At 70.3% G+C, this 22,843-nt stretch carries 26 protein-coding genes; 12 read left to right on the top strand and 14 right to left on the bottom strand.

Features of this window, described 5'->3' with window-relative positions; all coding sequences use genetic code 11:
* Positions 1-150: 150 nt before the first annotated feature.
* Entirely contained in the window at positions 151-1,131 is a 981-nt protein-coding gene (locus IE109_RS23860) for an amino acid ABC transporter permease (protein WP_189553287.1), read from the top strand.
* A complete protein-coding gene (locus tag IE109_RS23855) occupies positions 1,128-1,889 on the top strand; it encodes an amino acid ABC transporter ATP-binding protein (protein WP_308431387.1) in 762 nt (253 codons plus the stop codon). Before IE109_RS23860 ends, IE109_RS23855 begins: the two co-directional genes overlap by 4 nt.
* 60 nt (positions 1,890-1,949) lie before the next feature.
* Here the strand turns inward: IE109_RS23855 and IE109_RS23850 are convergent, their stop codons facing one another.
* Positions 1,950-2,711, bottom strand: coding sequence for a class I SAM-dependent methyltransferase (locus IE109_RS23850; RefSeq protein WP_189553117.1), 762 nt, complete (start codon positions 2,709-2,711; stop codon positions 1,950-1,952).
* A gap of 84 nt (positions 2,712-2,795) precedes the next feature.
* On the opposite strand from IE109_RS23850, the gene IE109_RS23845 reads away from it, so the two are divergent.
* Positions 2,796-3,428: a CGNR zinc finger domain-containing protein gene (locus IE109_RS23845; RefSeq protein ID WP_189553115.1), complete on the top strand. Its 633-nt coding sequence runs from the start codon at positions 2,796-2,798 to the stop codon at positions 3,426-3,428.
* Here the strand turns inward: IE109_RS23845 and sodX are convergent.
* Positions 3,332-3,769, bottom strand: coding sequence for a nickel-type superoxide dismutase maturation protease (gene sodX / locus IE109_RS23840; protein ID WP_189553113.1), 438 nt, complete (start codon positions 3,767-3,769; stop codon positions 3,332-3,334). The two genes, IE109_RS23845 and sodX, sit on opposite strands and share 97 nt — an antisense overlap.
* Before the next feature lie 195 nt (positions 3,770-3,964).
* Between sodX and sodN the strand changes: the two genes are divergently transcribed.
* On the top strand, positions 3,965-4,360 hold the full coding sequence (gene sodN / locus IE109_RS23835; protein WP_064068537.1) for a superoxide dismutase, Ni: 396 nt from the start codon (positions 3,965-3,967) through the stop codon (positions 4,358-4,360).
* 7 nt (positions 4,361-4,367) lie between these two features.
* Here sodN and IE109_RS23830 read toward each other — a convergent pair whose 3' ends face one another.
* Both IE109_RS23830 and IE109_RS23825 read right to left on the bottom strand, forming a co-directional pair.
* Positions 4,368-5,522: a tyrosine-type recombinase/integrase gene (locus tag IE109_RS23830; RefSeq protein WP_189553111.1), complete on the bottom strand. Its 1,155-nt coding sequence runs from the start codon at positions 5,520-5,522 to the stop codon at positions 4,368-4,370.
* Between the two features lie 24 nt (positions 5,523-5,546).
* Positions 5,547-6,047 carry a helix-turn-helix transcriptional regulator gene (locus tag IE109_RS23825; RefSeq protein WP_189553109.1) on the bottom strand — a complete coding sequence of 167 codons (501 nt, stop codon included), beginning with the start codon at positions 6,045-6,047 and terminating at the stop codon, positions 5,547-5,549.
* A 121-nt stretch (positions 6,048-6,168) separates the two neighbouring features.
* On the opposite strand from IE109_RS23825, the gene IE109_RS23820 reads away from it, so the two are divergent.
* The 4 genes from IE109_RS23820 to IE109_RS23805 all read left to right on the top strand — a co-directional run bounded on the left by IE109_RS23820 (position 6,169) and on the right by IE109_RS23805 (position 10,691).
* Positions 6,169-6,363: a helix-turn-helix transcriptional regulator gene (locus IE109_RS23820; protein WP_030207232.1), complete on the top strand. Its 195-nt coding sequence runs from the start codon at positions 6,169-6,171 to the stop codon at positions 6,361-6,363.
* Positions 6,364-6,859: 496 nt separating this feature from the next.
* Positions 6,860-8,113, top strand: a complete 1,254-nt coding sequence (locus IE109_RS23815; protein WP_189553108.1) for a DUF3631 domain-containing protein — start codon at positions 6,860-6,862, stop codon at positions 8,111-8,113.
* A gap of 315 nt (positions 8,114-8,428) precedes the next feature.
* The gene (locus IE109_RS23810) at positions 8,429-9,004 is read left to right on the top strand and encodes a MobC domain-containing protein (RefSeq protein ID WP_189553284.1); all 576 of its coding nucleotides are present in this window, start codon (positions 8,429-8,431) and stop codon (positions 9,002-9,004) included.
* Entirely contained in the window at positions 8,994-10,691 is a 1,698-nt protein-coding gene (locus IE109_RS23805; RefSeq protein WP_189553106.1) for a relaxase/mobilization nuclease domain-containing protein, read from the top strand. The genes IE109_RS23810 and IE109_RS23805 overlap by 11 nt, the downstream gene beginning before the upstream one ends.
* 42 nt (positions 10,692-10,733) lie before the next feature.
* Here the strand turns inward: IE109_RS23805 and IE109_RS23800 are convergent, their stop codons facing one another.
* The 5 genes from IE109_RS23800 to IE109_RS23780 all read right to left on the bottom strand — a co-directional run bounded on the left by IE109_RS23800 (position 10,734) and on the right by IE109_RS23780 (position 14,497).
* Positions 10,734-11,255 carry a P-loop nucleotide/nucleoside kinase family protein gene (locus tag IE109_RS23800; RefSeq protein WP_189553104.1) on the bottom strand — a complete coding sequence of 174 codons (522 nt, stop codon included), beginning with the start codon at positions 11,253-11,255 and terminating at the stop codon, positions 10,734-10,736.
* A 226-nt stretch (positions 11,256-11,481) separates the two neighbouring features.
* Complete coding sequence (locus IE109_RS23795) at positions 11,482-12,027, bottom strand: HAD domain-containing protein (RefSeq protein WP_189553102.1); 546 nt, start codon at positions 12,025-12,027, stop codon at positions 11,482-11,484.
* Between the two features lie 36 nt (positions 12,028-12,063).
* Positions 12,064-12,756 (bottom strand): class I SAM-dependent methyltransferase, encoded by a 693-nt coding sequence (locus IE109_RS23790; protein ID WP_189553100.1) that lies wholly within the window; start codon positions 12,754-12,756, stop codon positions 12,064-12,066.
* Position 12,757: 1 nt separating this feature from the next.
* The gene (locus tag IE109_RS23785) at positions 12,758-13,669 is read right to left on the bottom strand and encodes a phosphotransferase family protein (RefSeq protein ID WP_189553099.1); all 912 of its coding nucleotides are present in this window, start codon (positions 13,667-13,669) and stop codon (positions 12,758-12,760) included.
* A 78-nt stretch (positions 13,670-13,747) separates the two neighbouring features.
* A complete protein-coding gene (locus IE109_RS23780; RefSeq protein WP_189553097.1) occupies positions 13,748-14,497 on the bottom strand; it encodes a hypothetical protein in 750 nt (249 codons plus the stop codon).
* Between the two features lie 223 nt (positions 14,498-14,720).
* Between IE109_RS23780 and IE109_RS23775 the strand changes: the two genes are divergently transcribed.
* The 3 genes from IE109_RS23775 to IE109_RS23765 all read left to right on the top strand — a co-directional run bounded on the left by IE109_RS23775 (position 14,721) and on the right by IE109_RS23765 (position 18,136).
* Complete coding sequence (locus IE109_RS23775) at positions 14,721-16,076, top strand: NsdA family TPR-like regulatory protein (RefSeq protein ID WP_189553095.1); 1,356 nt, start codon at positions 14,721-14,723, stop codon at positions 16,074-16,076.
* Between the two features lies 1 nt (position 16,077).
* On the top strand, positions 16,078-16,608 hold the full coding sequence (locus IE109_RS23770; RefSeq protein WP_189553093.1) for an NUDIX domain-containing protein: 531 nt from the start codon (positions 16,078-16,080) through the stop codon (positions 16,606-16,608).
* Positions 16,609-16,771: 163 nt separating this feature from the next.
* Positions 16,772-18,136 carry a YopA family protein gene (locus IE109_RS23765; protein WP_189553092.1) on the top strand — a complete coding sequence of 455 codons (1,365 nt, stop codon included), beginning with the start codon at positions 16,772-16,774 and terminating at the stop codon, positions 18,134-18,136.
* Between the two features lie 228 nt (positions 18,137-18,364).
* On the opposite strand, the gene IE109_RS23760 is transcribed toward IE109_RS23765, so the two are convergent.
* From IE109_RS23760 to IE109_RS23750, 3 genes are all read right to left on the bottom strand, one after another.
* The gene (locus tag IE109_RS23760; RefSeq protein WP_189553090.1) at positions 18,365-18,898 is read right to left on the bottom strand and encodes a CbrC family protein; all 534 of its coding nucleotides are present in this window, start codon (positions 18,896-18,898) and stop codon (positions 18,365-18,367) included.
* Between the two features lie 635 nt (positions 18,899-19,533).
* On the bottom strand, positions 19,534-20,055 hold the full coding sequence (locus IE109_RS23755) for a GNAT family N-acetyltransferase (RefSeq protein WP_189553088.1): 522 nt from the start codon (positions 20,053-20,055) through the stop codon (positions 19,534-19,536).
* Positions 20,056-20,077: 22 nt separating this feature from the next.
* The gene (locus IE109_RS23750; protein WP_189553086.1) at positions 20,078-21,040 is read right to left on the bottom strand and encodes a LysR family transcriptional regulator; all 963 of its coding nucleotides are present in this window, start codon (positions 21,038-21,040) and stop codon (positions 20,078-20,080) included.
* Positions 21,041-21,214: 174 nt separating this feature from the next.
* Between IE109_RS23750 and snpA the strand changes: the two genes are divergently transcribed.
* Positions 21,215-21,892, top strand: coding sequence for a snapalysin (snpA, locus tag IE109_RS23745; protein ID WP_189553083.1), 678 nt, complete (start codon positions 21,215-21,217; stop codon positions 21,890-21,892).
* 154 nt (positions 21,893-22,046) lie between these two features.
* On the opposite strand, the gene IE109_RS23740 is transcribed toward snpA, so the two are convergent.
* Positions 22,047-22,505 carry a DUF6304 family protein gene (locus IE109_RS23740; RefSeq protein WP_189553082.1) on the bottom strand — a complete coding sequence of 153 codons (459 nt, stop codon included), beginning with the start codon at positions 22,503-22,505 and terminating at the stop codon, positions 22,047-22,049.
* Positions 22,506-22,566: 61 nt separating this feature from the next.
* On the bottom strand, positions 22,567-22,788 hold the full coding sequence (locus IE109_RS23735; protein ID WP_189553080.1) for a hypothetical protein: 222 nt from the start codon (positions 22,786-22,788) through the stop codon (positions 22,567-22,569).
* Positions 22,789-22,843: the final 55 nt, after the last annotated feature.

Raw genomic sequence — 22,843 nt, 5'->3', positions numbered from 1 at the left:
GAGGCCACCGCGACGGTCGCCACCGCGGCCGAGGCCGTTAAGACCACCCAGGAACCCGCGACCGCCGAAACCGCACCGGCTTCGAAGCCCGCCGACGCCACGCCCGGCACCACGGCCGAGACCACGGCCGACAAGGCCCCCCGGGACGCCGTGGTCACGAGCCTGACCAAGGAGCCCGCCGGGGACGCCGACGGGGCCGGGAGCGGCTCTGGGGGCACCCCCCGGATCGCCAAGGAGGACGGCGACGCCGCCGAGCCGATCCGGGCGATACCCGTCCGTCACTACGGGCGCTACGTCAGCGGCGCGCTCGTGCTGGCCTTCCTGGTCTGGCTGGTGTCCGCCTTCGCCGGCGGCAACGTCAACTGGAACACGGTCGGCGACTACATCACCGACGGCAACATCATCGCCGGCGCGGGCCGGACGCTGATGATCAGCGTCGTCTCGATGCTCATCGGTCTCGTGCTCGGTGTCGTCCTCGCCGTGATGCGGATGTCGAAGAACCCGGTCACCGGCGGTGTTTCCTGGCTCTTCATCTGGGTCTTCCGGGGCACCCCGGTCTACGTCCAGCTGCTGCTCTGGTACAGCCTCGCGCTGATCTTCCCCATCTTCGAGATCCCGTTCATCTACAAGGACGAGATGACGGACGTCATGACCCCGCTGGTCGTGGCGCTGCTCGGCCTGGGCCTCAACGAGGGTGCCTACATGGCGGAGATCGTCCGCGCCGGCATCCAGTCGGTCGACGAGGGCCAGACGGAGGCCGCGCACGCGCTCGGCATGACCCAGGCGCAGACCATGCGCCGGGTGGTGCTGCCGCAGGCCATGCGGGTGATCATCCCGCCGACCGGCAACGAGTTCATCAACCTGCTGAAGACCTCGTCGCTGGTGGCGGTGGTCTCGTACCCGGACCTGCTGCGCAGCGCGCAGATCATCTCCGGCCGTACGTACGCGGTGATGGAGATGCTGTTCGTCGCCTCCTTCTGGTACCTGGCCCTGACGAGCATCTTCAGCGTCGGCCAGTACTACCTGGAGCGGCGTTACGCCCGCGGATCGCTCCGCGACCTCCCCCAGACCCCGTGGCAGAAGGTCAAGGCCAATCTGTCGACCCTGCGACGCCCGGAGGTGGCGCGATGACCGCCATGGTGAAGGCCGAGGGCGTGCACAAGTCCTACGGCGCGGCCCACATCCTCAAGGGCATCGACCTGGAGGTGGCGCCGGGTGAGGTGTTCTGCCTCATCGGCCCGTCCGGGTCCGGCAAGTCGACCTTCCTCCGGTGCATCAACCACCTGGAGAAGGTCAACGCCGGACGGCTGTACGTCGACGGCGAGCTGGTCGGCTACCGCCAGAAGGGCGACAAGCTGTACGAGCTGAAGGACAGCGAGGTCGCGCTCAAGCGCCGGGACATCGGCATGGTCTTCCAGCGTTTCAACCTGTTCCCCCACATGACGGCCACCGAGAACGTCATGGAGGCCCCGGTCCAGGTCAAGGGCGAGTCCAAGGCCGTGGCCCGCGAGCGGGCGCTGAAGCTGCTGGACCGGGTGGGTCTGGGCGACAAGTCCGGCAACTACCCCTCCCAGCTCTCCGGCGGCCAGCAGCAGCGCGTGGCGATCGCCCGCGCGCTGGCGATGGAGCCGAAGCTGATGCTCTTCGACGAGCCGACGTCGGCGCTCGACCCCGAGCTGGTGGGCGACGTGCTGGACGTGATGCGGGACCTGGCGGAGTCGGGCATGACGATGGTCGTCGTCACGCACGAGATGGGCTTCGCCCGCGAGGTCGGCGACTCGCTGGTGTTCATGGACGGCGGTGTGGTGGTCGAGTCCGGCCACCCGCGCGACGTCCTGACGAACCCGCGGCACGACCGGACGAAGGCGTTCCTGTCGAAGGTGCTGTAGCGGACGCGTGAAGGGGCGGTACGGGTCCACCCGTACCGCCCCTCCGCATGATCCCGGCCGCTACCTCAGCGCCAGCACCAGCGCGTCCGAGGGCGACGACCACACCGCCCTGGCCTCCGCGAACCCGGCCTCCCGCAGGGTGCGCGTGTGCCAGTCGAGGGAGGGCGTGTCGCCCTCGGCGTGCTCGCCGTAGATCGCGAACCGCTCGGCCGTGGGCGCCGCGAGCACCGGGTCCTTGGCGGCCAGGTCCCACCAGGCGGCCCAGTCGAGGGCGCCGGCCTCCTTGGCGCGGTCCATGGCGGCGTGCCGGTGGGCGCGCTCGGCGGCGTTGATCCGGGGCGTGGCCTCGTCCCTCATGTGGTCGGCGTTCATGAGGACGCCGCCCTCCCGGACGAGGCCGCCGAGCTGCCCGTACAGCGCGGCCAGCGGCTCGACGCGGAGCCAGTGCAGGGCGGTGGCGGTCAGGACGGCGTCGTACGAGTCGTACGGCAGCGCCTCCACCCACCGCGGGTCGGTGAGGTCCGCCCGTACGAAGGTCACCCGCCCGTCGCCGGCGAAGTAGCCCTCGGCGATGGCGAGCAGCGCCGGGTCGAGGTCGACACCCGTGCTGACCGCGTCCGGGAACCGGTCGAAGAGCCTCTTCGTGATACTTCCCGTACCGCACGCGAGGTCGAGGACCCTCGGCGCGGGGCCGGTGAACGCCTCGACCATGTCGAGCATGACCCGGAACCGCTCCTCGCGGTCGGGCATGTACCACTCCTGCTGCCGGTCCCAGCTCTCCTGCCAGGCCCGCCAGTCGGTTCCCGCAGCCGTCTCCGTCACCACGACCTCCGTAATACCCTCGTATCAGACCTGTCCGTTACTCGTTCTGTTCCCGACCCTAGACCGCCGCCGTAAGGACTACAAGTGGAACTGGCCTATTACTCGGACTACGCCGTACGTCTGGTGAACACCGAGGAACCGGCGCGCAACAAGGACGCCCTCACCTCCGTGGAGGCGGTCCGCGACCTGTTCGGCGGTGAGGCCTCGCAGATGGCGCGGCGCGCGACCGACGCGGACGTCACCCGGTTCCGTTCGGTCCGGGCCCGGCTGCGGGCGGTCTTCACCGCGGCCGACGCGGGCGACCAGACGCACGCCGTGGACCTGCTCAACTCGCTCCTGCTGGAGTTCCCGGTCAGCCCGCAGATCTCCGGTCACGAACTCCTGGACGACGAGGGCCGGCCGCGCTGGCACATGCACCTCGCGGACCACCCGTCCAACGCCACCGCCGGGTACGCCGCGATCGCCGCGATGGGCCTGGCGTTCCACCTGACCGAGTTCGGCGCCGACCGGCTCGGCCTGTGCCAGGCGGCGCCCTGCCGCAACGCCTACCTCGACACCTCCACCAACCGGTCCCGCCGGTACTGCTCCGACCGCTGCGCGACCCGGGCCAACGTGGCCGCCTACCGGGCCCGCAAGCGCCTGGAGACGGAGCGGTCGGCGAGCACCGGCCGCACCGCGGACACCAGCCAGGAGAGCACCACGCCGACCGACCGCTGACGACCGGGCCGGATCCCCCGGTACCGCGCCCGCACCCGCCCGAGCACCAGGTCCTCCGGTACGGGGCCGAAGGCCCGGCTGTCCACGGCCTCGGCGGCCCGGTTGTCGCCGAGCACCCACCAGCCGCCGTCGCGCCGCTCCACGAGCCGTTTGACGATGAGCAGGTCCTGCTGCAGCGGATGCCGCAGCACCGCCACGTCCCCGGCCCGCAGCGGCGCCCCGTAGTGCACCAGCAGTTGGTCGCCGTGGTGGAGGGTGGGCACCATCGACGGCCCGGTCACCTCCGCGATCCCGAACGGCACCCTGGGCCCTCGTTCGCGCTCCCCGCCCTGCTCGGTCATCCGGCACACCTCCTGAACCCTCCCGGGCCCGCACCGGGCCCTCCCGGGGCCTCCCGGACCTCTCCTGGACCTTCCTCCACGAGTCCCATGGTCACCCTGGACTTTTGTCGTAAGCCCATGGGGGCACCCGCGTAAACCCGTCCGTCACGGAGTAATGTCCCACCTGAGAAGACGATCACGAGGAAGGACAGCTCAATGCTCTCCCGCCTGTTTGCCCCGAAGGTGAAGGTCAGCGCGCACTGCGACCTCCCCTGCGGTGTCTACGACCCGGCCCAGGCCCGCATCGAGGCCGAGTCCGTCAAGGCCACCCAGGAGAAGATGCAGGCGAACGACGACCCGCACTTCCAGGCCCGCGCCACGGTCATCAAGGAGCAGCGCGCGGAGCTCGCCAAGCACCACGTGTCGGTGCTGTGGAGCGACTACTTCAAGCCGCCGCACTTCGAGAAGTACCCGGAGCTGCACCAGCTGGTCAACGACGCCCTGAAGGCCCTCTCGGCCGCCAAGGCGTCCACCGACCCGGCGACGGGCCAGAAGGCGCTGGACTACATCGCGCAGATCGACAAGATCTTCTGGGAGACCAAGAAGGCTTGATCTATGGCTAGGCCGTTTGACCTGCGGTTTCGCGGGTCTCATCGCCTACCTGTCCGCACCCGGTCCGCAGGCCGCCGAGAACGGCGTCCATGACGGTCCGGGTGCGGTCTTCTTCGCCCGGCCACAGGTGCGCGTAGATCCGCAGCGTGATGACGGCGGACGCGTGGCCGAGGACCAACTGGACCTGCTTGACGCTCGCTCCGCCGGCGATGAGGGCGGAGGCGTAGAAGTGGCGCAGGTCGTGGGTCACCATGTGCGGCAGCTCGACGGGCTTACGCCCCTCGCGCTCGGCGGCCCCGTTCTCGGCCGCCTGGAGCGCCTTGCGGGCGCCATTCCACTCGGTCTTCCACCGCCGGTAGTTGAGCGGTTCCCCCTCCTCCATCGTGAACAGCCACTCCTTGGAGGAGCGTGCGGCGAGATGCCCGAGCAGCGCGTCGGTGACGACCTCTCCGACCGGGACGGTACGCCGGGACTTCGCGGTCTTCGGCGCGCCGATCTTCCCGGACTGGAGCCGCTGCCGCTCGACGCGGATGGTGCCGGCCTTGAAGTCGACGTCCGACACCTTCAGACCGAGCAGTTCACCGATGCGCAGCCCTGATCCGGCAAGGGTGACGATCGCAGCGCGGATGTACGGCGGCATCACGCGCGCCATCGCCTCGACCTGCTCGACCGTGGGCGGGGTGACCTCCTCATCCGGCATGGCCGGGAGGGTGATCCGGCAGCACGGACTGGAGGCAATGACCTTGTCGTCCACGGCCGCCGTCATGACGCGCACGAGGACGTCGTAGACGTTCCGCACGCTGCCGGGGCCGAGTTGGTCGGAGAGGTGCTTGAAGAGCACCTGGATGTCGTTGCGGCGTATCGCCGCCATGGACCGGGCACCCAGCGCCGGTACGAGGTGCAGCCGCAGCGCGTTGTCGGTGATGCGCTCGCCCGCCTCACTGGCGATGAGCGAGCCCTCCCACTTCTCGGCGTACTTCTCGAAGGTGACGCGGCCGGCACGCGGATCGACGTACTGGCCGGTGACGATGCTGGCCGTGACCTCGTCGAGCCAGCGCTGGGCGTCGAGCTTCCGCTCGAAGTGGCGGGCGTGCTCCTTGCCGTCGAGGTCGCGGTAGCGGGCCCGCCATTTGCCGTTGGGGCGCTTCTGGATGTTGGCCAAGTGGCTTCTCCTTCGTGTCGGTTGTCAGTAGTGGCCGCCGTCCTCGATGTCACCGCTGAGGGTGCGAGCGTCGCGCTCGTCGCCCATGAGACGGAGGCACTGCTCGTGGATGGCCCGCGAGCTGTCCGGGTGGGCCTTGATGTGGTCGGCGATGGCGACCACCGCGCGGTGCAGGCGGTCGCGCGCTTCTCGGGCCTCGTAGAACGCCTCGACGGCTTCTTGGACGAGCCGCCGGCCGCCGATGTCGAGCCCTTCCAGGGGCGGGGACATCAGTTCTTCGAGGGGGAGCTCGAAGACGCGGGAGAAGGCGAGGGCCTCGTCGAGGTTGATGCGGCGGCGGGGGGTGCCGTTCTCGATGCGCCAGACCGCTGTCTGGTTCATCTTGATGCCGGCTCTGGTCACCCGCTCAGCCAGTTCGGTCGTGCTCCACCCTCTGACCTCGCGCTCCAGTGCCACGCGCGCGGCCACGTTCCCTTCGCTGTAGAGCACCGGCACCTCGCCGCCTTCGGGTCTGTCGCCTGCCATCGAACCTCCATCACGACCATCGCTATCCAAATTGAAACATGAGCTTCCCGATTTGGCTAACCGCCGATCGCGAGGTACAACTCTATGCAGAACGAATTGCAATCTAGCCGAATGGGAATGCATGCGATACCTGACCACCGCCGAGGTCGCCGAGCGCTACCGCACAGCCGAGAGCACCGTCCGCTACTGGCGCCAGATCAAGAAGGGGCCGCGCGGCATCAAGGTCGGCAAGCGGGTGCTGTACCCCGAGGCGGAGCTGCTGCGCTACGAGCGCACGCTGATCGACGGCCGAGACGAGTGGGGCCTGGCCTCATGAGCCGCCGGCAGCCCCGGACACAGCAACGGCCCCCGGCGCGCCAACGCCGAGGGCCGGAGATTCCCCTGCACGTCGCCCATCCCTGAACGAACGAACCGGTGAGCGGTGGGACCTTGCCCGTCCCGTCCCTCACCTGAGAGGAACGTCTATGGAGGACTCTACGTCCCCCGCCACCTCGAACGCATCCGAGGTTGTCTGGCCCACCGCCGCGGTCCCCGGCCAGGGCATCCCTTGGCGCAACGGGGACCGAAGCGGGGACCGACCGGAGTCACAGTCCCCTGCTTCGACGGGTGTTCCGGTCGGGGAGCGAAATTCCCCCAACGCGGAACATGCGCAGGTCAGCGCCCTGGGGACCGGTCCCGCCGAACCGGACGCCGGGGACCGGACAGAGACTTCCGGTCCGCCGGTCCCCGAACCCGGTCCCCGAATCCCGGACGAGCGCAACGCGCCCCGAGCGCATGGTGAGGACCACGGTCCCCACGTATCTGCGGGGACCGTGGTCCCCGATGGTGGATCGGGGACCGGGGACCGCGCTGGCACGAGCGGCGAGACGGCCGACGAAGGAGCCGCACTGCTGGATGACCTCCGTGCGGCGATCGGCCGGTACGTGGTGCTGCCGAGCGACGAGGCTCTGACGGCGGTCACCCTGTGGGTGGCGGCCTCCCACATACAGCCCGCGTTGCAGCACGCGCCACGGCTGGCGGTGGTGGGGCCGACCAAGGGGTGCGGCAAGTCCCGCGTCCTGGACGTGCTCCACGAGACCGTGCACCAGCCGATGATGACGGTGAACACGTCGCCCGCGGTGGTGTTCCGCGTCATCGGCAAGAACCCGCCGACGCTGCTGGTGGACGAGGCCGACACCATCTTCGGCCCAAAGGCCGGCGACAAGGAGGACCTGCGGGGCCTGCTGAACGCGGGGCACCAGCGCAACCGGCCCGCCTGGCGGATCTCCGGGCCGGAGCACAAGCCGACGGCGTTCCCCACCTTCGCCATGGCTGCGCTCGCCGGGATCGGTGACCTGCCGGACACGATCATGGACCGGGCGGTCGTGCTCCGCATGCAGAAGCGCAAGCCCGGCGAGAAGGTCGCTGCCTTCCGCTCCCGCTACTCCGTCCCGGAACTGAACGCGCTGCGCGACCGGCTGACTGCCTGGCTGGCCCCGCTGCGGAGCACCGCAGAGGGCTTGGTTCCGCAGATGCCGGTCGAGGACCGCGCCGCCGACACGTGGGAGCCCCTGGTGATCGTCGCAGACCTGGCCGGCGGACACTGGCCCGCCCAGGCCCGTGCCGCCTGCCTGGCGATGACGCGCAACGAGGTGGTCCAGGACGAGCAGACGACGCTGAAGACGCGGCTGCTGCGAGACGTCCGCCGCGTGTTCGAGCAGGAGGGCCACAGGGAGGCACTGCGCAGCCAGGACCTACTCGCCGCCCTCATCCAGGACGCCGAGGCACCGTGGGCCGAGTACGGGACGAAGGGCCTGAACGCCTACCACCTGGCCAACCTGCTACGCGACTTCGGCATCAGCCCGGCCAACCACCGCTTCGAGAACGGCAGGCAGGCCAAGGCGTACGCCCGCAACCAGTTCCTCGACGCCTGGGCCCGCTACTGCCCCGACCCCGTCCCACCGGCACCCGCAGCCGGCGAGACCGTGGTCGCACGTCGAGCCCAGGGCAAGCCACCGACCCCACCCACCGGGACGCTGCCCATCAGCCCGCCCGGCGGGCCTGCCGGCCCCAGGCTCACTCTCTGACCCCAGCTCCGTATCAATCCGTCGCATCCGTCCCCGCGCAGGTCAGCGCGGGGACGGAGTTCCTTGCCGATACGGATCACTCCGTACCTGCGACCGCCTCCGTACCTGTCCTGACCAGCTACGGGACGGATGCAACGGACGTGACGAAGCCCCACCGCACACGATCACCGGAGCACCACCATGCCCGAAACGAGCACCGACAACTCGCCCACCCGCCGCCGAAAGAAGCTCTTCGGCCTGACCCGCCGATCAGCAGCAAGCTGGAGCGAACGAGCCTCTAACGAGGCTTCGTCCGCGCTTGCCCCCGCCCCAGGGGTGGCGGAGGAGAAGGCCGAGCGCCAGGGGGCGCCCGAGCCGGAGGAGGGCATAGCCGAGACCAGCTGCCCGCCCGCACCCGACTCCGTCGCCCCTCGCCCCCAGCCGCCGACCGATGTCCAACCGCCAGTCGAGCAGCCCTCCTGGCGGGACCTCGACGCCCCCGCCCTGCCCGCGCTGATGAACCGCAAGCGCACCGTGGAGAAGCGCGACCAGGAGAAGACCATCCGCTTCACGCGGACCGCGGTCGGCGTGATCAGCGCCGCCGCTCATCAGCGCGGTCAGAAGTTCGCCGGATTCGTCGGGGACGCCGCCCTGGCCGTCGCCCTGGGCAAGGCAGGACTGGTCGGCAGCCCGGAGGACGACCCGGTCCGTCCCCTGATCGAGGCCGTCGAGGCACACACGGTCGCGCTGAACCGCATCGGCGGCAACCTCAACCAGATCACCGCAGCCATCCACCGAGGAACAGTGCCCGAGCGCGCCGAGGCCGTGCTGGACCGCGTCGAGCAAGCGGCCGAGAACAGCTACCGACTGATCGACCAGCTCCTGGCGGAAGGCACCGCGCATGGTTCCTGACGTCTCCACCGGCTCCGACACCCGCGGACTGATCGCCTACCTCTTCGGCCCCGGCCGCCGCGACGAACACACCGACGCTCACATCGTCGCCGCCTGGGACATGGCCGGCGCCCCGGACCCGGGCCGCGACCCGGCAGCCACCTACTCCCAGCTCGCCAAGCGCCTCGACCATCATGTCGACCTGCGCACCCGCGAGCTGGGCGGCAGGAAGCCTCCTCGGCACGTCTGGCACTGCCCGGTCCGCACCGCGCCCGGCGACCGCTACCTCACCGACGCCGAGTGGGCCGAGGTCGCCCGCCGCATCGTCCACGCCACCGGCATCGCCCCCGAAGGCGACGAGAAGGCATGCCGGTGGATCGCGGTACGCCACGCCGACGACCACATCCACATCATGGCCACCACCGTCCGCGCCGACGGACGCCGCCCGGGCCCCCACCGCGACGGACAGCGGGCCCAAGCTGAGTGCCGCAAGATCGAAGCCGAGTTCGGCCTGCGCCGCCTGAAGTCCGGCGACCTCACTGCACCCCGCACCCCCACAGGCGCCGAACGCGCCAAGGCCGAGCGCCAGGGCCAGACGGTCACGGCACGGCAGTGGCTGCGCGAGCAGGCGTACGCGGTCGCCGCCGCCGTACACAACGAAGCCGACTACTTCACCGTGCTGCAGTCCCTCGGCATCAAGGTCAAGACACGACTCGGCCCCGAGACCGGCGACGTCATCGGCTACAGCCTCGCCGCCCCCGGCGACACCAACGCGGCCGGCGAACCCGTCTGGTACGGCGGCTCGAAACTCGCCCCCGACTTCTCCATCAACCGCCTACGCGAACGCCTCCCCGACCAGCGGGTGGCCGACCGCCCCCGGTATGCGGCGGACCCCACCGACCCATGGCGTCACACCACCACCGCCATACACACGGCACGCACCGTCCTCGACTCCGATGACGATGCCGCCGCCCAGGGCCACCTGGCCGCCTTCGGCGACGCCCTGTACAACATCGCCAGCGCCACGACCGGCCCACACCGGGCAGAACTGCAGGCAGCGGCGATGGCGTTCAACCGCGCCCGCCGCTCCGCCACCCGCGCCGACCACCAAGCCGCCACCGCCCTGCGCAAGGCCGCCAAGGAACTCGCCTACGCCTCCAACGAGCCGGGCGGACTCGCCATCGCCCTGCTCTTCGCCACCGTGCATCTGGCCCGCGCCGCCACCAAGTGGCACGAACAACGCGGCCACGAACAGCAGGCGGCGGCGGCCGAGGAAGCCTTCCGCCACCTCCAGGCGGGCTACCAGCGGGCCGCCCCACCCGTCCTGGCGGGCCTGGCCCGCCGCGCACCGCGAGCCGCGACCGCCCGCCGCTTCGAGCAGGACGTTCGTGCGGCCCTCCCCGACCACGCCGACCGGATCCTCGCCGACCCCACTTGGACCGCCCTGACCACAACCCTCGCCCACGCCGAAACCGCCGGCCACAATCCCCGACGTCTCCTGGCCGAGCTGGGCACCCAGCGGGAACTCGACAGCGCCGAGCACCCCGCCGAGGTCCTCAACTGGCGCATCACCGCTCAACCGAACCGGCGGGCTCAAGCGGCTCGCAGGCGAAGCGCCGTCAACGGGGCGTCGTCCCTGTCCGCCACGCCACACCCCCCGGCCACACCAGTGGCCTTGAGGCCCGAAGAACGCGGCCGACGCCGCTGATCCCGGGCAGATGCCCTCGCCACACATCGTGGCGGGGGCATCTCAACCCTTGACGGCCTCTGCGATCTGCAGGGCAGCCTGGGCGGGCGTGAGGTGCGTGGTGTCGACGACCTCAGCCTCGCCGTGCAGCCACGTGCGGGCCGCCTCGGCGTAGGGCTCAAGGTATTTGAGGCGGAACGGGGAGGGGCCGAGAACGGTGTCCCCCTCGATGCGCCGGCGGAGGGTGTCCTGGTCAGCGTGGAGAACGAAGTGCCGTACCGGAATCGCATGCTCGGCGAGGCCCGTGCTGATCTCCCGCCAGTACTGCTCGACCAGGACAGTCATGGGCATCACCAGAGTGCCACCGGTGTAGTCGAGTACGCGCCGGGCGGTCTCAACCACGAGCGGTCCCCACGGCGGCCAGTCCTGGAAGTTGCCCGTCCAGGGCAGCCCCGGCTTGATGTCCATGAGTGTCTCGCCGACCTTCTCGGCGTCGAACACGCGCGAATCCGGGATCAGCTGCTGCACGAGCGCACTGGTCGTCGTCTTGCCCGCGCCGTGAGTACCGTTGAGCCATACGATCACGGGAGCCAACGCTAGCGCTGTGCGGGCAGCGAAAACGGGCACGGCAGAAAACCGGTACGGTTCCGGCGCTTCCCGGGGTGGTGTCAACCATCAAGATCAGGTGTCACCTATCTCGAAATGTCACACCCAATGGTCCGAGGTGATCAGCTGAGTGGTTGCCCGGGCAGTCAGGGCTCACAGCACGTCCTGATGCCCTCGCTGCGTGTGGCAGCGAGGGCATCAGTCGTCAGGCGGCGCGGGCTGTGGGTAACTGCGAGACCCACGTCGTGACCTCGGTCAGGTGCTCGGGCTGCAGCCCGAGGTGTGGGTCGGGCTGAACAAGGAGGGTCGGCGTTCCCTTGGCGGTGCGCTCCGCCGCCCAGGCGTGGTCAAGGCTGGTGAAGTCGTCGTCGATCCAGACGGCGGGGGCGTCTGCCAGCCATGCGTCGACGTGGTCGCGCTTCCACAGGTAGCCGTTGGGGTGGCTGGTGGTGATCTGCGGACGTGGGAGATCGACGTGCGGCAGAGGCGGGAGGCCGAGGAGCGGGCCGATGAGGGTGGTGGCGTCCTGGCGCCAGCTGGTGCACCAGACGGGGGTGACCAGGCCAGTGCGGATCACGTCCATGAGCAGACGGCCGTGGTCGGGGTGGAGCCAGACGGTGACCGGGTTGTCGGCGCTGCGGCCGGTGGGGACGACGTCGTGGCGGGCGTGGGTGGCCGGGGTCGAGCCGTCCGCGTCGGGGAAGGGTATGAGGACGCCGTCGATGTCGAGGAGCAGGTAGGGCGGGCGCATCGGTTCCTCCAGGGGGAAGCCGGGGCGAATGGCTGGTCAGAGCTTGCGGGCGCGGATCAGCAGGGTGGTGGGCCAGTGGCCCATGCGGGGGTCGTTGAACTCCTGGGCCGAAGTGAGCCAGAAGCCCGCCCGGCTGAGGTGCCTCTCCCAACGGTCGGTATCGAACTCCCATCGGGCGATGGGGAGCCGGGTGCGGTCGGGAAGGGTGACGTAGTCGCGGCGGGGCCGGTCGTCGCCGGAGGGGCTGCGGCCGCCGCGCTGCGGGTGGGGGACAGAGAAGGCCAGCACTCGTCCGGGCGTGAGGCGTTGGGCGATGGCCGGGAGAAGGAGCTCGGTGGCGACGAGGCCGATGGCTCCGAAGACGGAGTAGATCGCGTCGAACTGCTCGTCGGTGGCGTGTAGGTAGTGCAGGGCGTGGCCGGCGACGAAGGAAACGTTGTTGAGCCGTCCGTAGTGGGAGCGGGCGCGGCGGACCTGGAGGCCGACCAGGTCGACGCCGGTGACGTGGGCGCCGTGGCGGGTGGCGAGGTGGGCGGCGTTGTGGCCGGGGCCGCAGCCGAGTTCCAGGAGTCGCTTGGCGCGCAGGTCGGGGCCGAGGGCGTCGGCGCCGGGACCTTGGCCGGGTCTCGTGGTCCATTCCATCCGTGCGGGTACGGACAGGGGTTCGGCGAGGCCGGCGGCGGTGCGCTGGGCGGCGTGGGCGTGCCAGGGGGATGCCTGGGCGAGCACGTCAGATCTCCAGGAGGTGGAGGACGTCGGTGAGGTGGCGACGGACCGCCTTGATGTAGGCAGGGTCGGTGGCCGGGTCGTTGATCCAGCGCATGGCCTGCTCCATGAACCACTCGACGGCCCACATGCGGTGCCAGCCCAGGGCCCAGTGTTCGGCGGTGAGCCCGCCGCGCGGGGCGAGGGCGTCGGGGGTGCCGCCGGCGGTGACGTACTGCTCAAGGAAGACGCGGAGGCGCACGGGGTGCGGGGGCTCGATGGTGCCGTGCCAACTGGCGAGGTCGAGCAGACCGGGGCCGGTGAAGGCGCGGGCGAAGTCGAGCAGCCGCCAGCCGCGCTCCCCGATGTGGAGGCTGGTGGGGTGGAACTCGGAGTGCACCCATCCGAACGGTTCCAGCGTCGCTCCGGCCGAGCGGGCCTCGGCGGCCTGGGCGATACGGTCGAGCGCGTCCTCGACGCCGTCGGCGTCCTGCCACCGGTCGGCCTTGTGCAGCCGTTCGAGATGCTCCAGCGCCCGGGTGGGCAGCGTGCGCAGCCGCTCCTGGTCGAGGACCGGCAAGGGAGGAGCCGTACGGGTGCGGTGCAGAACCACGGCCGCGGCCACGCCGTCGAGGTCGTCGGCTTCGCGTACGGAGGATCCGAGGTCCTCCATGAGCATGCCGAGCCAGCCGTCCAGGACGGCGGAGGCGTGGACCTGGGGGACGGGTACGCCGAGGGTGTGGGCCAGGCGGAGGGCCTGGTCCTCGCTGTCGAAGGGCTTCTTGGCGTACTTGAAGATGGCCGTGGAGCCGTCGGGGAAGGTCACGCGCTCGACGCCGGACATGGACCACACGCGTACCTCCTCCCGTACGGCGGTGGTCTGTCCGGTCGCGGTGAGCAGGTTGTCCAGGAGTTCGGCGCTGGGGTTCGTGGTCACGTGAGGGCTCCGGGGAGGGGTGGTGGCGTCCGGGGCGGGCGAGGGATGCCGGCCCGCCCCGGAGCCTGATCGGGTGGGTTACGCGGCGGGGTTCACGCGGTGGGCATAGACCTGCTCGATCCAGCCCGCCTTGAACGCGGCGAGGTCGTCACGGAAGTTCGCCATCGAGGCACCGTAGGGCGCGACCACGCCGCCGGACTGGTCCGGCACGGACTGGCAGCCGTGCACGAGCCGGCCGCCGAGGGCGGCGTGAGCCTTGATGGACTCGATTCGGCGGTGCTCGTTGAACCAGCCGCCGTGGTAGACCTCGTCGAGCATCCCGCCCATGTCGTCGTCCAGGTCGAAGACGACGGACGTGGCGGCGGGGAAGAACCAGCACGGGCCGACGTTGGAGATGCGCCCGTCCAGCTCGACCTTGTTGAGCGCCATGAGCGTGGCGGCCTCGCGGAGCATCCGCAGGTGGTCGGCGGTGATCTGCGGCAGGCCGAGGCCGGCCAGGTGCTCGTCACGGAAGAGGTACGCGTACACCTCGTACGCGGTGGCCAGGACACGGGCCGCGTCGGACGTGGACTCGCCGTGCTGCTTGATGAAGTCGAGCGCGAGCTGCTCGACCGCACTCTCGGTCGTCTCGTCCACGTCCAGGAGCTGGGTCTTGACCAGCTCCCAGTCGGCGACGAGCCAGGTGCTCGACTCGAAGCGGAAGAAGTACTCGGCCGGGTCGATCGTGATGCGTCGGCCGTCGACCTGGATGCCGGGCAGGCGGCTCCAGCGCGGGTCGAACGCCTCGGGCAGCTCAACCGTGATGGCCTTGGTGTCGATGGTGGTCACCGTGTCTCCGTCTCTGATCGGCCGGGTTCGGGCACAGGAATGCCCGAGCCCGGTGTGGGCGTACGGAACTTCGGGGTGCCGCCCGGACCAAGGGGGAGCCTGGATCACGGTCGCGCCGTTCCGGGCGGCTGCTGATAAGTGAACCGGCGGTCACGCTTAGTGGGTACGGTGGAAGGCAGTTGAAACGGTATACGCGGTTTACAGCTCCAGGGCGGAGGCGATCGTGGCGGCGCCGAGAGAACCCAACTTCCGTCTGCGTGACGTCATCGCGGCGGTCGACTGCACCTACGAGGGCCTCGCCAGAGACGTGCGGCGCATCGCCGCCGAGAACGGCGAGATTCTCCAGACCAACAAGTCGGCCATCTCGCATTGGGTGAACGGCACCCGTGCCCCGTCGGGCCGGGTAGGTCAGTACCTGGCCGAGGCGCTGTCCCGGCGGGCGGGGCGTACGATCACCCAGACCGAGATCGGCCTTCACGTCGGTGATGACGAAGAGCCGGCGGAATCCGACCCCGTCCTCGCGGTCACCGACCTGGGCCGGGCCGACGTCGAGCGCCGCCGCTTCCTCGCCATCGCGGCCTTCACCACCGCCGGCGTCGCCATGCCTCTCGGATACGACCACGAAGCCACCGCCCGCATGCTCCGCGCTCGCACCGGCACGTCCCTGGTCGGCGCGGAGGACGTGGACGTCGTCCGGCAGATCACCGCGGCCTTCAGCGCGGCCGACGAGCGCCTTGGCGGCGGGCACGGCCTGACCACCGTCACCGCGTACCTCGCCGACACAGCCGCCCCCATGCTGCGCGGACGCTTCCCCAGCGAAGCCTTACGCCGGGCCGCCTTCGGTGCCGTCGCCGAACTCGCCTACCTCGCAGGGTGGAAGCACCACGACCTCGGCCAGGAAGGCGCCGCCCAGCGCTACTACCAGGTCGGCTACAAGCTCGCGTGCGAAGCCGACCCCCACGGCCACGCCGCCTGGATGATGCGCGCCCTCGCCCACCAGGCCCTCAGCCTCAAACAGCCCCACCACTGCGTCGACCTCGTCGAAGGGGCCCTGAAGCGCGGCCTCGGCCACGTCGACGGCCAGACGGAAGCACTCCTCCACATCACCCACGCCCGCGCCTACGCCGCCACCGACGAGAACTCGTCGGCCGCACGCGCCCTGCTCGCCGCCGAGGACGCCCTCCTACGGGACGACGGTCCTCAGCCCAGCTACTCCCGCGTCAGCGGCCCCGCCGCCGGCACCGTGGCCAGCCACACCGCCCGCACCCTGACCGACCTCGCGGACCACATCGGCACCGAACAGCAGCACCGAGACGCCCTCACCCGCTGGGACCCTGCGACGTACAAGCGCGTCCATGCCCTCACCCACGCAGACCTCGGCGACAGCCTCGCCGCCCAGGCCCGCGCCGACGAGGCCGTCGCCGCTTGGACCCAGGCCCTGGTCCTCATGGAGGGCATGACCTCCGACCGCACCCGCAAGGCGATCACGTCGATCCGCTCCACCCTCGCGGTCTACCAGCGCCGCAAAGTGCCCGGTGCGGCCGATCTCGCCCGCCGCGCGCGCGAGGCCCTCGCCTAACATGCCCAACAACCCGCCCGACGAAGGGAACACCGTGGCCCAGCAGACCGACGAGCAGCCGAAGGCCCTCAAGCCGGCCCGGGAGTCCATGACCCTGCTGGTCGCCGCCGTCATCGTCCACGACACGGCCACCAACCGCGTCGTCCTCCTCCAGCGCAGCGAGAACGCCAAGTTCGCCCAGGGAATGTGGGACCTCCCCGTCGGCAAGAGCGAGCCGGGCGAACCGATCACCGAGACCGCCGCACGCGAGCTCTACGAGGAGACCGGCCTCACGGTGAAGCCCGAGTCCCTCAAGGTCGCCCACATCATCCACGGCGCCTGGGGCGTCGAAGCCCCCAACGGCTTCCTCACCGTCGTCTTCGCCGCCCACGACTGGACCGGCGAACCCGAAAACCGCGAACCGCACAAGCACTCCCAGGTCCGCTGGGTCGACGCCGACGCAATCCCCGAGAACTTCGTGGACACCACCTCAAGCGCCCTCCACCGCTACCTCGGAGGCGGTCCGCAGGTCTCCCTGGATGGCTGGCAATAGGGGCATCAACTGCGGCGCCACCGGATGCACTGGCGGCCCCTTGGTCACTCGCATTCGGCATGCGCAGACCTTGAAGAGGGAATTCTACCAATCACCCCCCGACACCGGCACGATAATAACAACACCAAGGGCCCGGCTGCTCTCTCTGCCATAGAGTGGAATCATGTCAAACACATCCCGATCAACGGCAGAGGCGCCGATCTCTCCAATTTACGACTTCAACGAGCCCGGGCAGCCCATTGCGCTACACGACGGACTGATCGGTGGGCTGGCCGCCGGTGATGTGGCTGGCGTCATGGAACTGTCCTGCACGTCCGGACTGAGTTTCGACTGGAGAGTCTCCCCCGATACGCCTCCCAATTTCGCAAACCACTCGGAATTGAGCTTGGAGCTTCGCCGGCCTGACGGCGATATGCATGTCCATGCAGTGCCGCATGGGATGAGCGGAGGATGGTCGAACGGTGGCACCTTCGGCGATCGCGAAGTTCCATTGAAGCGAGTTATCGCGCATTGGTTCAACCTTCCACGGTGGCGTGGCTCGATCGACCTGCTGACGGGCACAAACAGCGGCAAGCCACCAAGGACGCGGGATCGATGGCTTCACGAGGTCGACGGATGGAGGATCCGTCTGGACGCTCGCCCGGATCACAGCCGGATCTGGACCGACCTACACAGTTCGCACGTCTATGTGATGACGCATGTGATGGAACTTACCCGCATGGATGGCGGAACCTTTACGGCGACCGAGGCTCAGCCGGTGCTGACTGCCTTGCACGTGGGCATTTCGTTTGCCCTGGGGCGCTGGGCTGCTCCCATGTTGCCTGTTGGCGTGGACGCGAGTGGGAACGTGGCATGGGAGGATTGGGGTTCGTACCACTGCGATCCTGCCCGGAGCATCAGTCCCGGATGGTGGCACGAGCGTGACAGTGGCCCCCTCGAAGAATTCCTGGATCACGTGATCCCGGCATTCTCGGACCCCGATCGACTCACCTCCCTGCGGCTGCAAATGATGTTCGCTATCACGGCAATCAGCGATCGAGGTTTTGTAGAGCAGCGGATCACGATGGGTACCGCCGGCCTGGAACACATCATGTGGCAACTCCTCGTACTCGGCGGCCAAATGACAAAGAATCAATACGAGGGCCGACAGCCGTATAACGGCACCATGCTCCGGAATCACGACCGGCTCCGCAAGGTGTTGACGGAAGCGAGTATCTCCATCGATATAGACGCCAAACTCTCGCCAGTCACGACGAAATTCGTGGCCGACGAGGCTGCTCCTGATCGCCAAGGCAGGATCCTCGACGGCGCAGACGTGGTTACGCAGATCCGCAATCGGCTCGTCCACCCGAAGGGTGCTCAGGAAACCGTCTACCGGCTGGACGGCCTGACAACAGAGGTGTGGTTGATGACACGGCACTACCTCGTGTTGTTGATCCTCAACTCGCTGGGCTACTGCGGCCCGTACCGGGACCTAAGACAAACCCGTGGCTGGGTCGGCGACGTTGCCGCTGTGCCATGGGTCTAACAACTCATCTTATTTGGCTAGTTCGATAGCCTGCCGGCACGGTGATCGGGAAGTGCTGTACGTGGCAGCAGCGACTCAAAGATCCAGCTGATCGACAAGCAGACCGGTCTGTCCCTCTCCGTCGACATCTCCGGCATGAACCTGCATGACGGTCAGCCGCTTCCTGGCCTTCACCAGCATCGCCTGCACCCCCATCTGCTACAGCAGACTCGTGAGGACAGACGATCCTTAAGATGCGTCGGCGTAGGCGAGGTGGGCACCGCAGACGGTGCAGCGGAAGAGCATGGCAGTCGCCCCCTCGCCAAGGCTCGCCAGGAAGTGCTCAAGCCGGTCTTCGTCGTGCCAGCCGTCGAGGCGCATGTCGGTCCGCAGCTGGTCGAGGGCTTCGGGATGCGCCGCCAGCTCGGTATGTCCGACTTCGCCCACGAAGGCAGCCGCGTCCTGGCAGTGGACGAGCCAGTGCGGATCCTGCCAGGCATGGAAGCCAGGGGTGCGGCAGGTGACCTCACGCAAAACGTCCTCGCTGACACCATCGAGCCCGTAGGAGTCGGTGAATTCCCCGGCGAAGCGTTCTGCCGCTCTCCCGTCTGCGATGCACCACGGGCAGAAACGTCCGGTGCCGTCCTGGGCGGTGTAGAAGGACGCCGTATAGATCCAGCCTCTGCTGCGCTCGCAGCAGGCGCACGTCTCGGTGGCCGCGCGGATGGACCCGCTCGCGAGGGGGTCTGGGTGATAGCGGAAGAAGGGCAGGCCGGCACTCATCGCCGCTTCCCGATCCGCGCCTTGGTGGCCCTGCCCACTGATCCCATGGAGAGCAGTCTGTCCGCGAGGAGCCTCCCGATCAAGCGGCGACGTCGGACTCCTGCTGGCCCGGCCAATTGAGACAGCTTGTAAGTCGCAGCACCACACCGTTCGGTCCGCACACAGTCCGCAGGACACTCGATCGAGACCGTCGCACCCCATCGCTACCCAACACCAAAAGGCCAGGTCAGCGACCTGCGGCAGCCATCCCCGCAGGTCACCGACCTGGCCTATTACTAGGAGACGAAGAAGGCTTGATCTGCTCATCAGGAGCAGCGAAGCGGAACGGAGCGACGGCCCGGCCCGGCGGCATACGCCACGGCCGGGCCGTCGTGCGTCCGCCCCTTCGTGCGTCCGCCCCTCGTGCGTCCGCCCCTCGTGCGTCAGCACCGCCGGCGCGCCATGCCCGGACGGGTCGGGCCGGGCGTCCGTACCGCAACGCCGGGCCCGGCCGGTGGCGTTGCGCCGTCGCCCCGCGCAACGGCGGTGCTGGACGGGGCAGTCGCGGCCGTTGCCGGACGGACGGCACCCGGGGCCGGAGCGGGGCGGGGGCCCGGGGGCTCAGGGCGCGGCGCGGGGGCCGGTGAGGGGCCGGCTCAGGGGGCGGCGGGGGTTTCGTGGGCCCAGGTCAGGAGCGTGTGCGTGCGGCCCTTGCCGCGTACCGTCTCGGGCGGCTCGTCGGTGAGGCGGAAACCGGCCGCGTGGGCGACGGCCTCGCTCGCGGCGTTGCCCGGCTCGATCCGCAGCACCACCCGCCGCAGGCCCAGTACGTCGTGGGCGTGGCCGGTCAGCAGGCGGGTGGCGCGGCTGGCGAGGCCCCGGCCGCGGTGGGCGGCGCCGACGGCGTACCCGAGGGCACCCTCGGCGACGCCGAGCAGGACCTCGCCGAGCGGAGCACCGCCGTCCCGGGTGATGGCCAGGTGGAGACGGGTGCCGTCGGCGCGGGCGCGGCGGACGGCCGCCAGGTAGGCGGTCGCCGCGGCCTCGTCGAAGGGGGAGGCGAGGGGGGTGCGGTACGCGACGGCGGGTTCGTCGAACAGCTCGCTCATGGCGGGGACGTCCGCGTCCGTCCACTCGCGCAGGACGACATGGCCGTCGGTGAGGGTGAGGGGGCGCATGGGGTGCCTTTCCGCGGCGCCGTCAGGCCGCTCGTGCGAGCGGGCTCCCGTGGCGCAGCAGCCACTGCCGGTAGGCCGAGGTGCGCAGCGCCGCCTCGCGGTAGGCGGCCACGAGGTCCGCGTACGCCGGTTCGGCGTGGCCCGCGTCGGTGTCCGTCCCGGGGCGGCTGTACAGCAGCAGGCGGACCGCCAGCGGGTCGCCCCGTAACGGCCGGATCGCCATGTCGTCGCGTGGCCCGGAGGTCGGCTGGCACGGCGCCACCACCTCGCCCGCCACGATGAGCGACGCCGCCGTGTGGTAGTCGCCGTGCAGGACGGGCGGGTCGATCCCGGCCGCGCCGAGCACCCGGCGCAGCCCGTCCCACTCGCCGTCCACGGTCGGGTCGACCATCCAGCGGTCGCCGGCCAGGTCGGCGAGGTCCACGACGGGCGCGGCGGCGGCCGGGTGGTCCCGTGCCATGGAGATGAACTGCGGCTCCCGCTCGACCAGGACGCGCCGCTCCAGCCCGTCCGGTACGCGCAGCGGGCAGCCCTCCACCTCGTGCACGAAGGCCACGTCGAGCTGACCGGCCGCCAGGGCTCGCAGCAGGGCGCCCGCGGAGACGTCCATGTGCAGCGTGATGTCGGTGCCGGGCAGCCGGTCCCGCAGCCGGCGCAGCCAGCCCGCCAGTGCCCTGCTGGCGGTGGAGCCCACGCGCAGCCGGGCGCCGTCGGCACGGGCGGCGGCCGCCCTGGTCTCGGTGACCAGCAGCGCCATCTGGGCCACCAGGGGGCGGGCGCGGCTGAGGACGGCGTGGCCCAGCGGGGTGGGCCGGCAGCCGGTCCGCTCGCGGGCGAACAGCTCGGCGCCCAGGGCGTGTTCGATGCGCCGCAGCTGGGTCGTCAGGGACGGCTGGCTGACGCCGAGCAGGCGCGCCGCCTTGTGCACGCTGCCCGTGTCGGCGATGGCGCACAGCGCCCGCAGGTGCCTCACCTCCAGCTCCATGCCCCGAGAGTAGGGCGGTTGACGGGTGTACCACCAGAGACGGCAAGGGAGTCGGGGGCCGGGTGATGCGCCGGGGCTATCGCCCGTTGGCATCATCCGCGCGGGCCTCGGGCTCCCCGACACTCTCCCCAACCGAACGGCCCACCCAGCCGTTCCGGACACGAGGAGCCCCCCATGCGTCACCCCAAGACCTCGCTGGCCGCCGCCCTGAGCCTGGCCGCCGCCCTGGCGGCCGTCCCGGCCGCGACCGCCGCCCCCGCCGCGGCGGCCCCCGCCCCCGCGAGCCCCGCGGCGGCTGCCGCCCCGGCGCCCGCCTCCTACGCGGCGTACGCCGGTTCCGCCGAGGACGCCAAGGCGAACCGGGCCTTCTTCGAGGCGGTCATGGAGTCGGTCGCCGAGAAGCGCGCCGCGAACCCCGGCGCCCTGGCCGTCACCGTCGTCTACTCGGCGACGGGCGCCCCGACCTTCCGCACCCAGATAGCCCGCTCCACCCAGATCTGGAACAGCTCCGTCAGCAACGTGAAGCTGCAGGAGGGCAGCAACCCGGACTTCCGGTACTACGAGGGCAACGACTCACGCGGCTCGTACGCCAGCACCGACGGCCACGGGCGGGGCTACATCTTCCTCGACTACCGGCAGAACCAGACCTACAACTCCACCCGGGTCACCGCCCACGAGACCGGGCACGTCCTGGGCCTTCCCGACCACTACTCCGGGCCGTGCAGCGAGCTGATGTCCGGTGGCGGTCCCGGTCCGTCGTGCCAGAACGCCCAGCCCAACACCCAGGAGCGCGCCCGCGTCGACTACCTGTGGCGCAACGGCCTGGCGGCGGCCCTGGCCAGGGTCTCCTAGCGGCACACGGGTGCCAGGCTGGCAGGGCGGGACGGCGAGCCGTGCCGCCCTGCCCGCCGGAGGCGCCGGCGACACCGGAGTCACCGGAGACGGCGAAGGACCGGTGACGCCGCATCGCCGGAGCACCGGAACGCCGCGTCACCCGGTCCGGATCTCAGGCGGCGGCCCCCGCGCCCTGCGGGAACGAGCGGCCGAACCGGGTGCCGGGCGGCAGCTGGCGGAGGATGCGGTCCAGGGCGTGGTCGAAGTCGCCGCCGGCCAGGCCCGATTCGTACGCCGCTCCCCCGCAGTGCAGGGTCAGCTGAAGATCCACTCGCTCGGGTGAGCCGTCGGACAGGGCTTCGCCCAGCGCCAACAGGCAGCTGAGCGTGGCCTGTTGGCCGGTGCCGTCGGTGATGACCGGCAGCGGCAGGTCCCACTCCAGTACGCAGCCGGCCAAGGGCAGGCCACCGTTCTCCTCCGCCGCACGCAGCCCGTCAAAGCTCGGGCCCGCGTACTCCACGCCCCTGATGCGGGTGGCGATCCGCCGCCCGTCCGCCCTGATCACGATCGCTTCCGCACCACGGCGGTCCCGGTACCAGCCGGTCCAGACTTCCGTCGACTCCGATGACATGGCGCGGACTGTAGCGCTAGGACGCACACGGCGTGCGGCCGGTCACCCCCGGAGCCGGACTTCATCCGGTCTCGGCACTCTTGCCCGGCTCGTCCGCCGCGGCTTCCCCGGCGGCGTACCGGACGCAGCCGGGATGGCGGCACGGCCGGGCTTCCCAGACGGGCGCCCACACGCCGAGGATCTTGCGTCGCCTCACCGCCGTACCGACGGGCCGTCCGCAGGCGGGGCACACACGCTGCCCGGCCTGGGGACCGCGTACGGTGCGGCCTTCTTCGCCGGCCATACGCCCAGGATATGACACCGCGGGCGAACCGGACAGGCCGCGGCGGCCGGGCGGG

The organism is Streptomyces lavendofoliae, assembly GCF_014649735.1.
GTDB classification, from domain to species: domain Bacteria; phylum Actinomycetota; class Actinomycetes; order Streptomycetales; family Streptomycetaceae; genus Streptomyces; species Streptomyces lavendofoliae.
Note: the sequence above shows the minus strand (reverse complement) of the source record. Positions and strands in the feature narration are given on the sequence as shown.

Coding starts and splice junctions, on each gene's coding strand:
- IE109_RS23855 (WP_308431387.1), top strand. CDS start 1,128: ATGACCGCCATGGTGAAGGCCGAGGGCGTGCACAAGTCCTACGGCGCG.
- sodX (WP_189553113.1), bottom strand. CDS start 3,769: ATGACCGAGCAGGGCGGGGAGCGCGAACGAGGGCCCAGGGTGCCGTTC.
- sodN (WP_064068537.1), top strand. CDS start 3,965: ATGCTCTCCCGCCTGTTTGCCCCGAAGGTGAAGGTCAGCGCGCACTGC.
- IE109_RS23825 (WP_189553109.1), bottom strand. CDS start 6,047: ATGGCAGGCGACAGACCCGAAGGCGGCGAGGTGCCGGTGCTCTACAGC.
- IE109_RS23820 (WP_030207232.1), top strand. CDS start 6,169: ATGCGATACCTGACCACCGCCGAGGTCGCCGAGCGCTACCGCACAGCC.
- IE109_RS23805 (WP_189553106.1), top strand. CDS start 8,994: ATGGTTCCTGACGTCTCCACCGGCTCCGACACCCGCGGACTGATCGCC.
- IE109_RS23795 (WP_189553102.1), bottom strand. CDS start 12,027: ATGCGCCCGCCCTACCTGCTCCTCGACATCGACGGCGTCCTCATACCC.
- IE109_RS23770 (WP_189553093.1), top strand. CDS start 16,078: ATGCCCAACAACCCGCCCGACGAAGGGAACACCGTGGCCCAGCAGACC.
- IE109_RS23765 (WP_189553092.1), top strand. CDS start 16,772: ATGTCAAACACATCCCGATCAACGGCAGAGGCGCCGATCTCTCCAATT.
- IE109_RS23760 (WP_189553090.1), bottom strand. CDS start 18,898: ATGAGTGCCGGCCTGCCCTTCTTCCGCTATCACCCAGACCCCCTCGCG.
- IE109_RS23755 (WP_189553088.1), bottom strand. CDS start 20,055: ATGCGCCCCCTCACCCTCACCGACGGCCATGTCGTCCTGCGCGAGTGG.
- IE109_RS23750 (WP_189553086.1), bottom strand. CDS start 21,040: ATGGAGCTGGAGGTGAGGCACCTGCGGGCGCTGTGCGCCATCGCCGAC.
- snpA (WP_189553083.1), top strand. CDS start 21,215: ATGCGTCACCCCAAGACCTCGCTGGCCGCCGCCCTGAGCCTGGCCGCC.
- IE109_RS23740 (WP_189553082.1), bottom strand. CDS start 22,505: ATGTCATCGGAGTCGACGGAAGTCTGGACCGGCTGGTACCGGGACCGC.
- IE109_RS23735 (WP_189553080.1), bottom strand. CDS start 22,788: ATGGCCGGCGAAGAAGGCCGCACCGTACGCGGTCCCCAGGCCGGGCAG.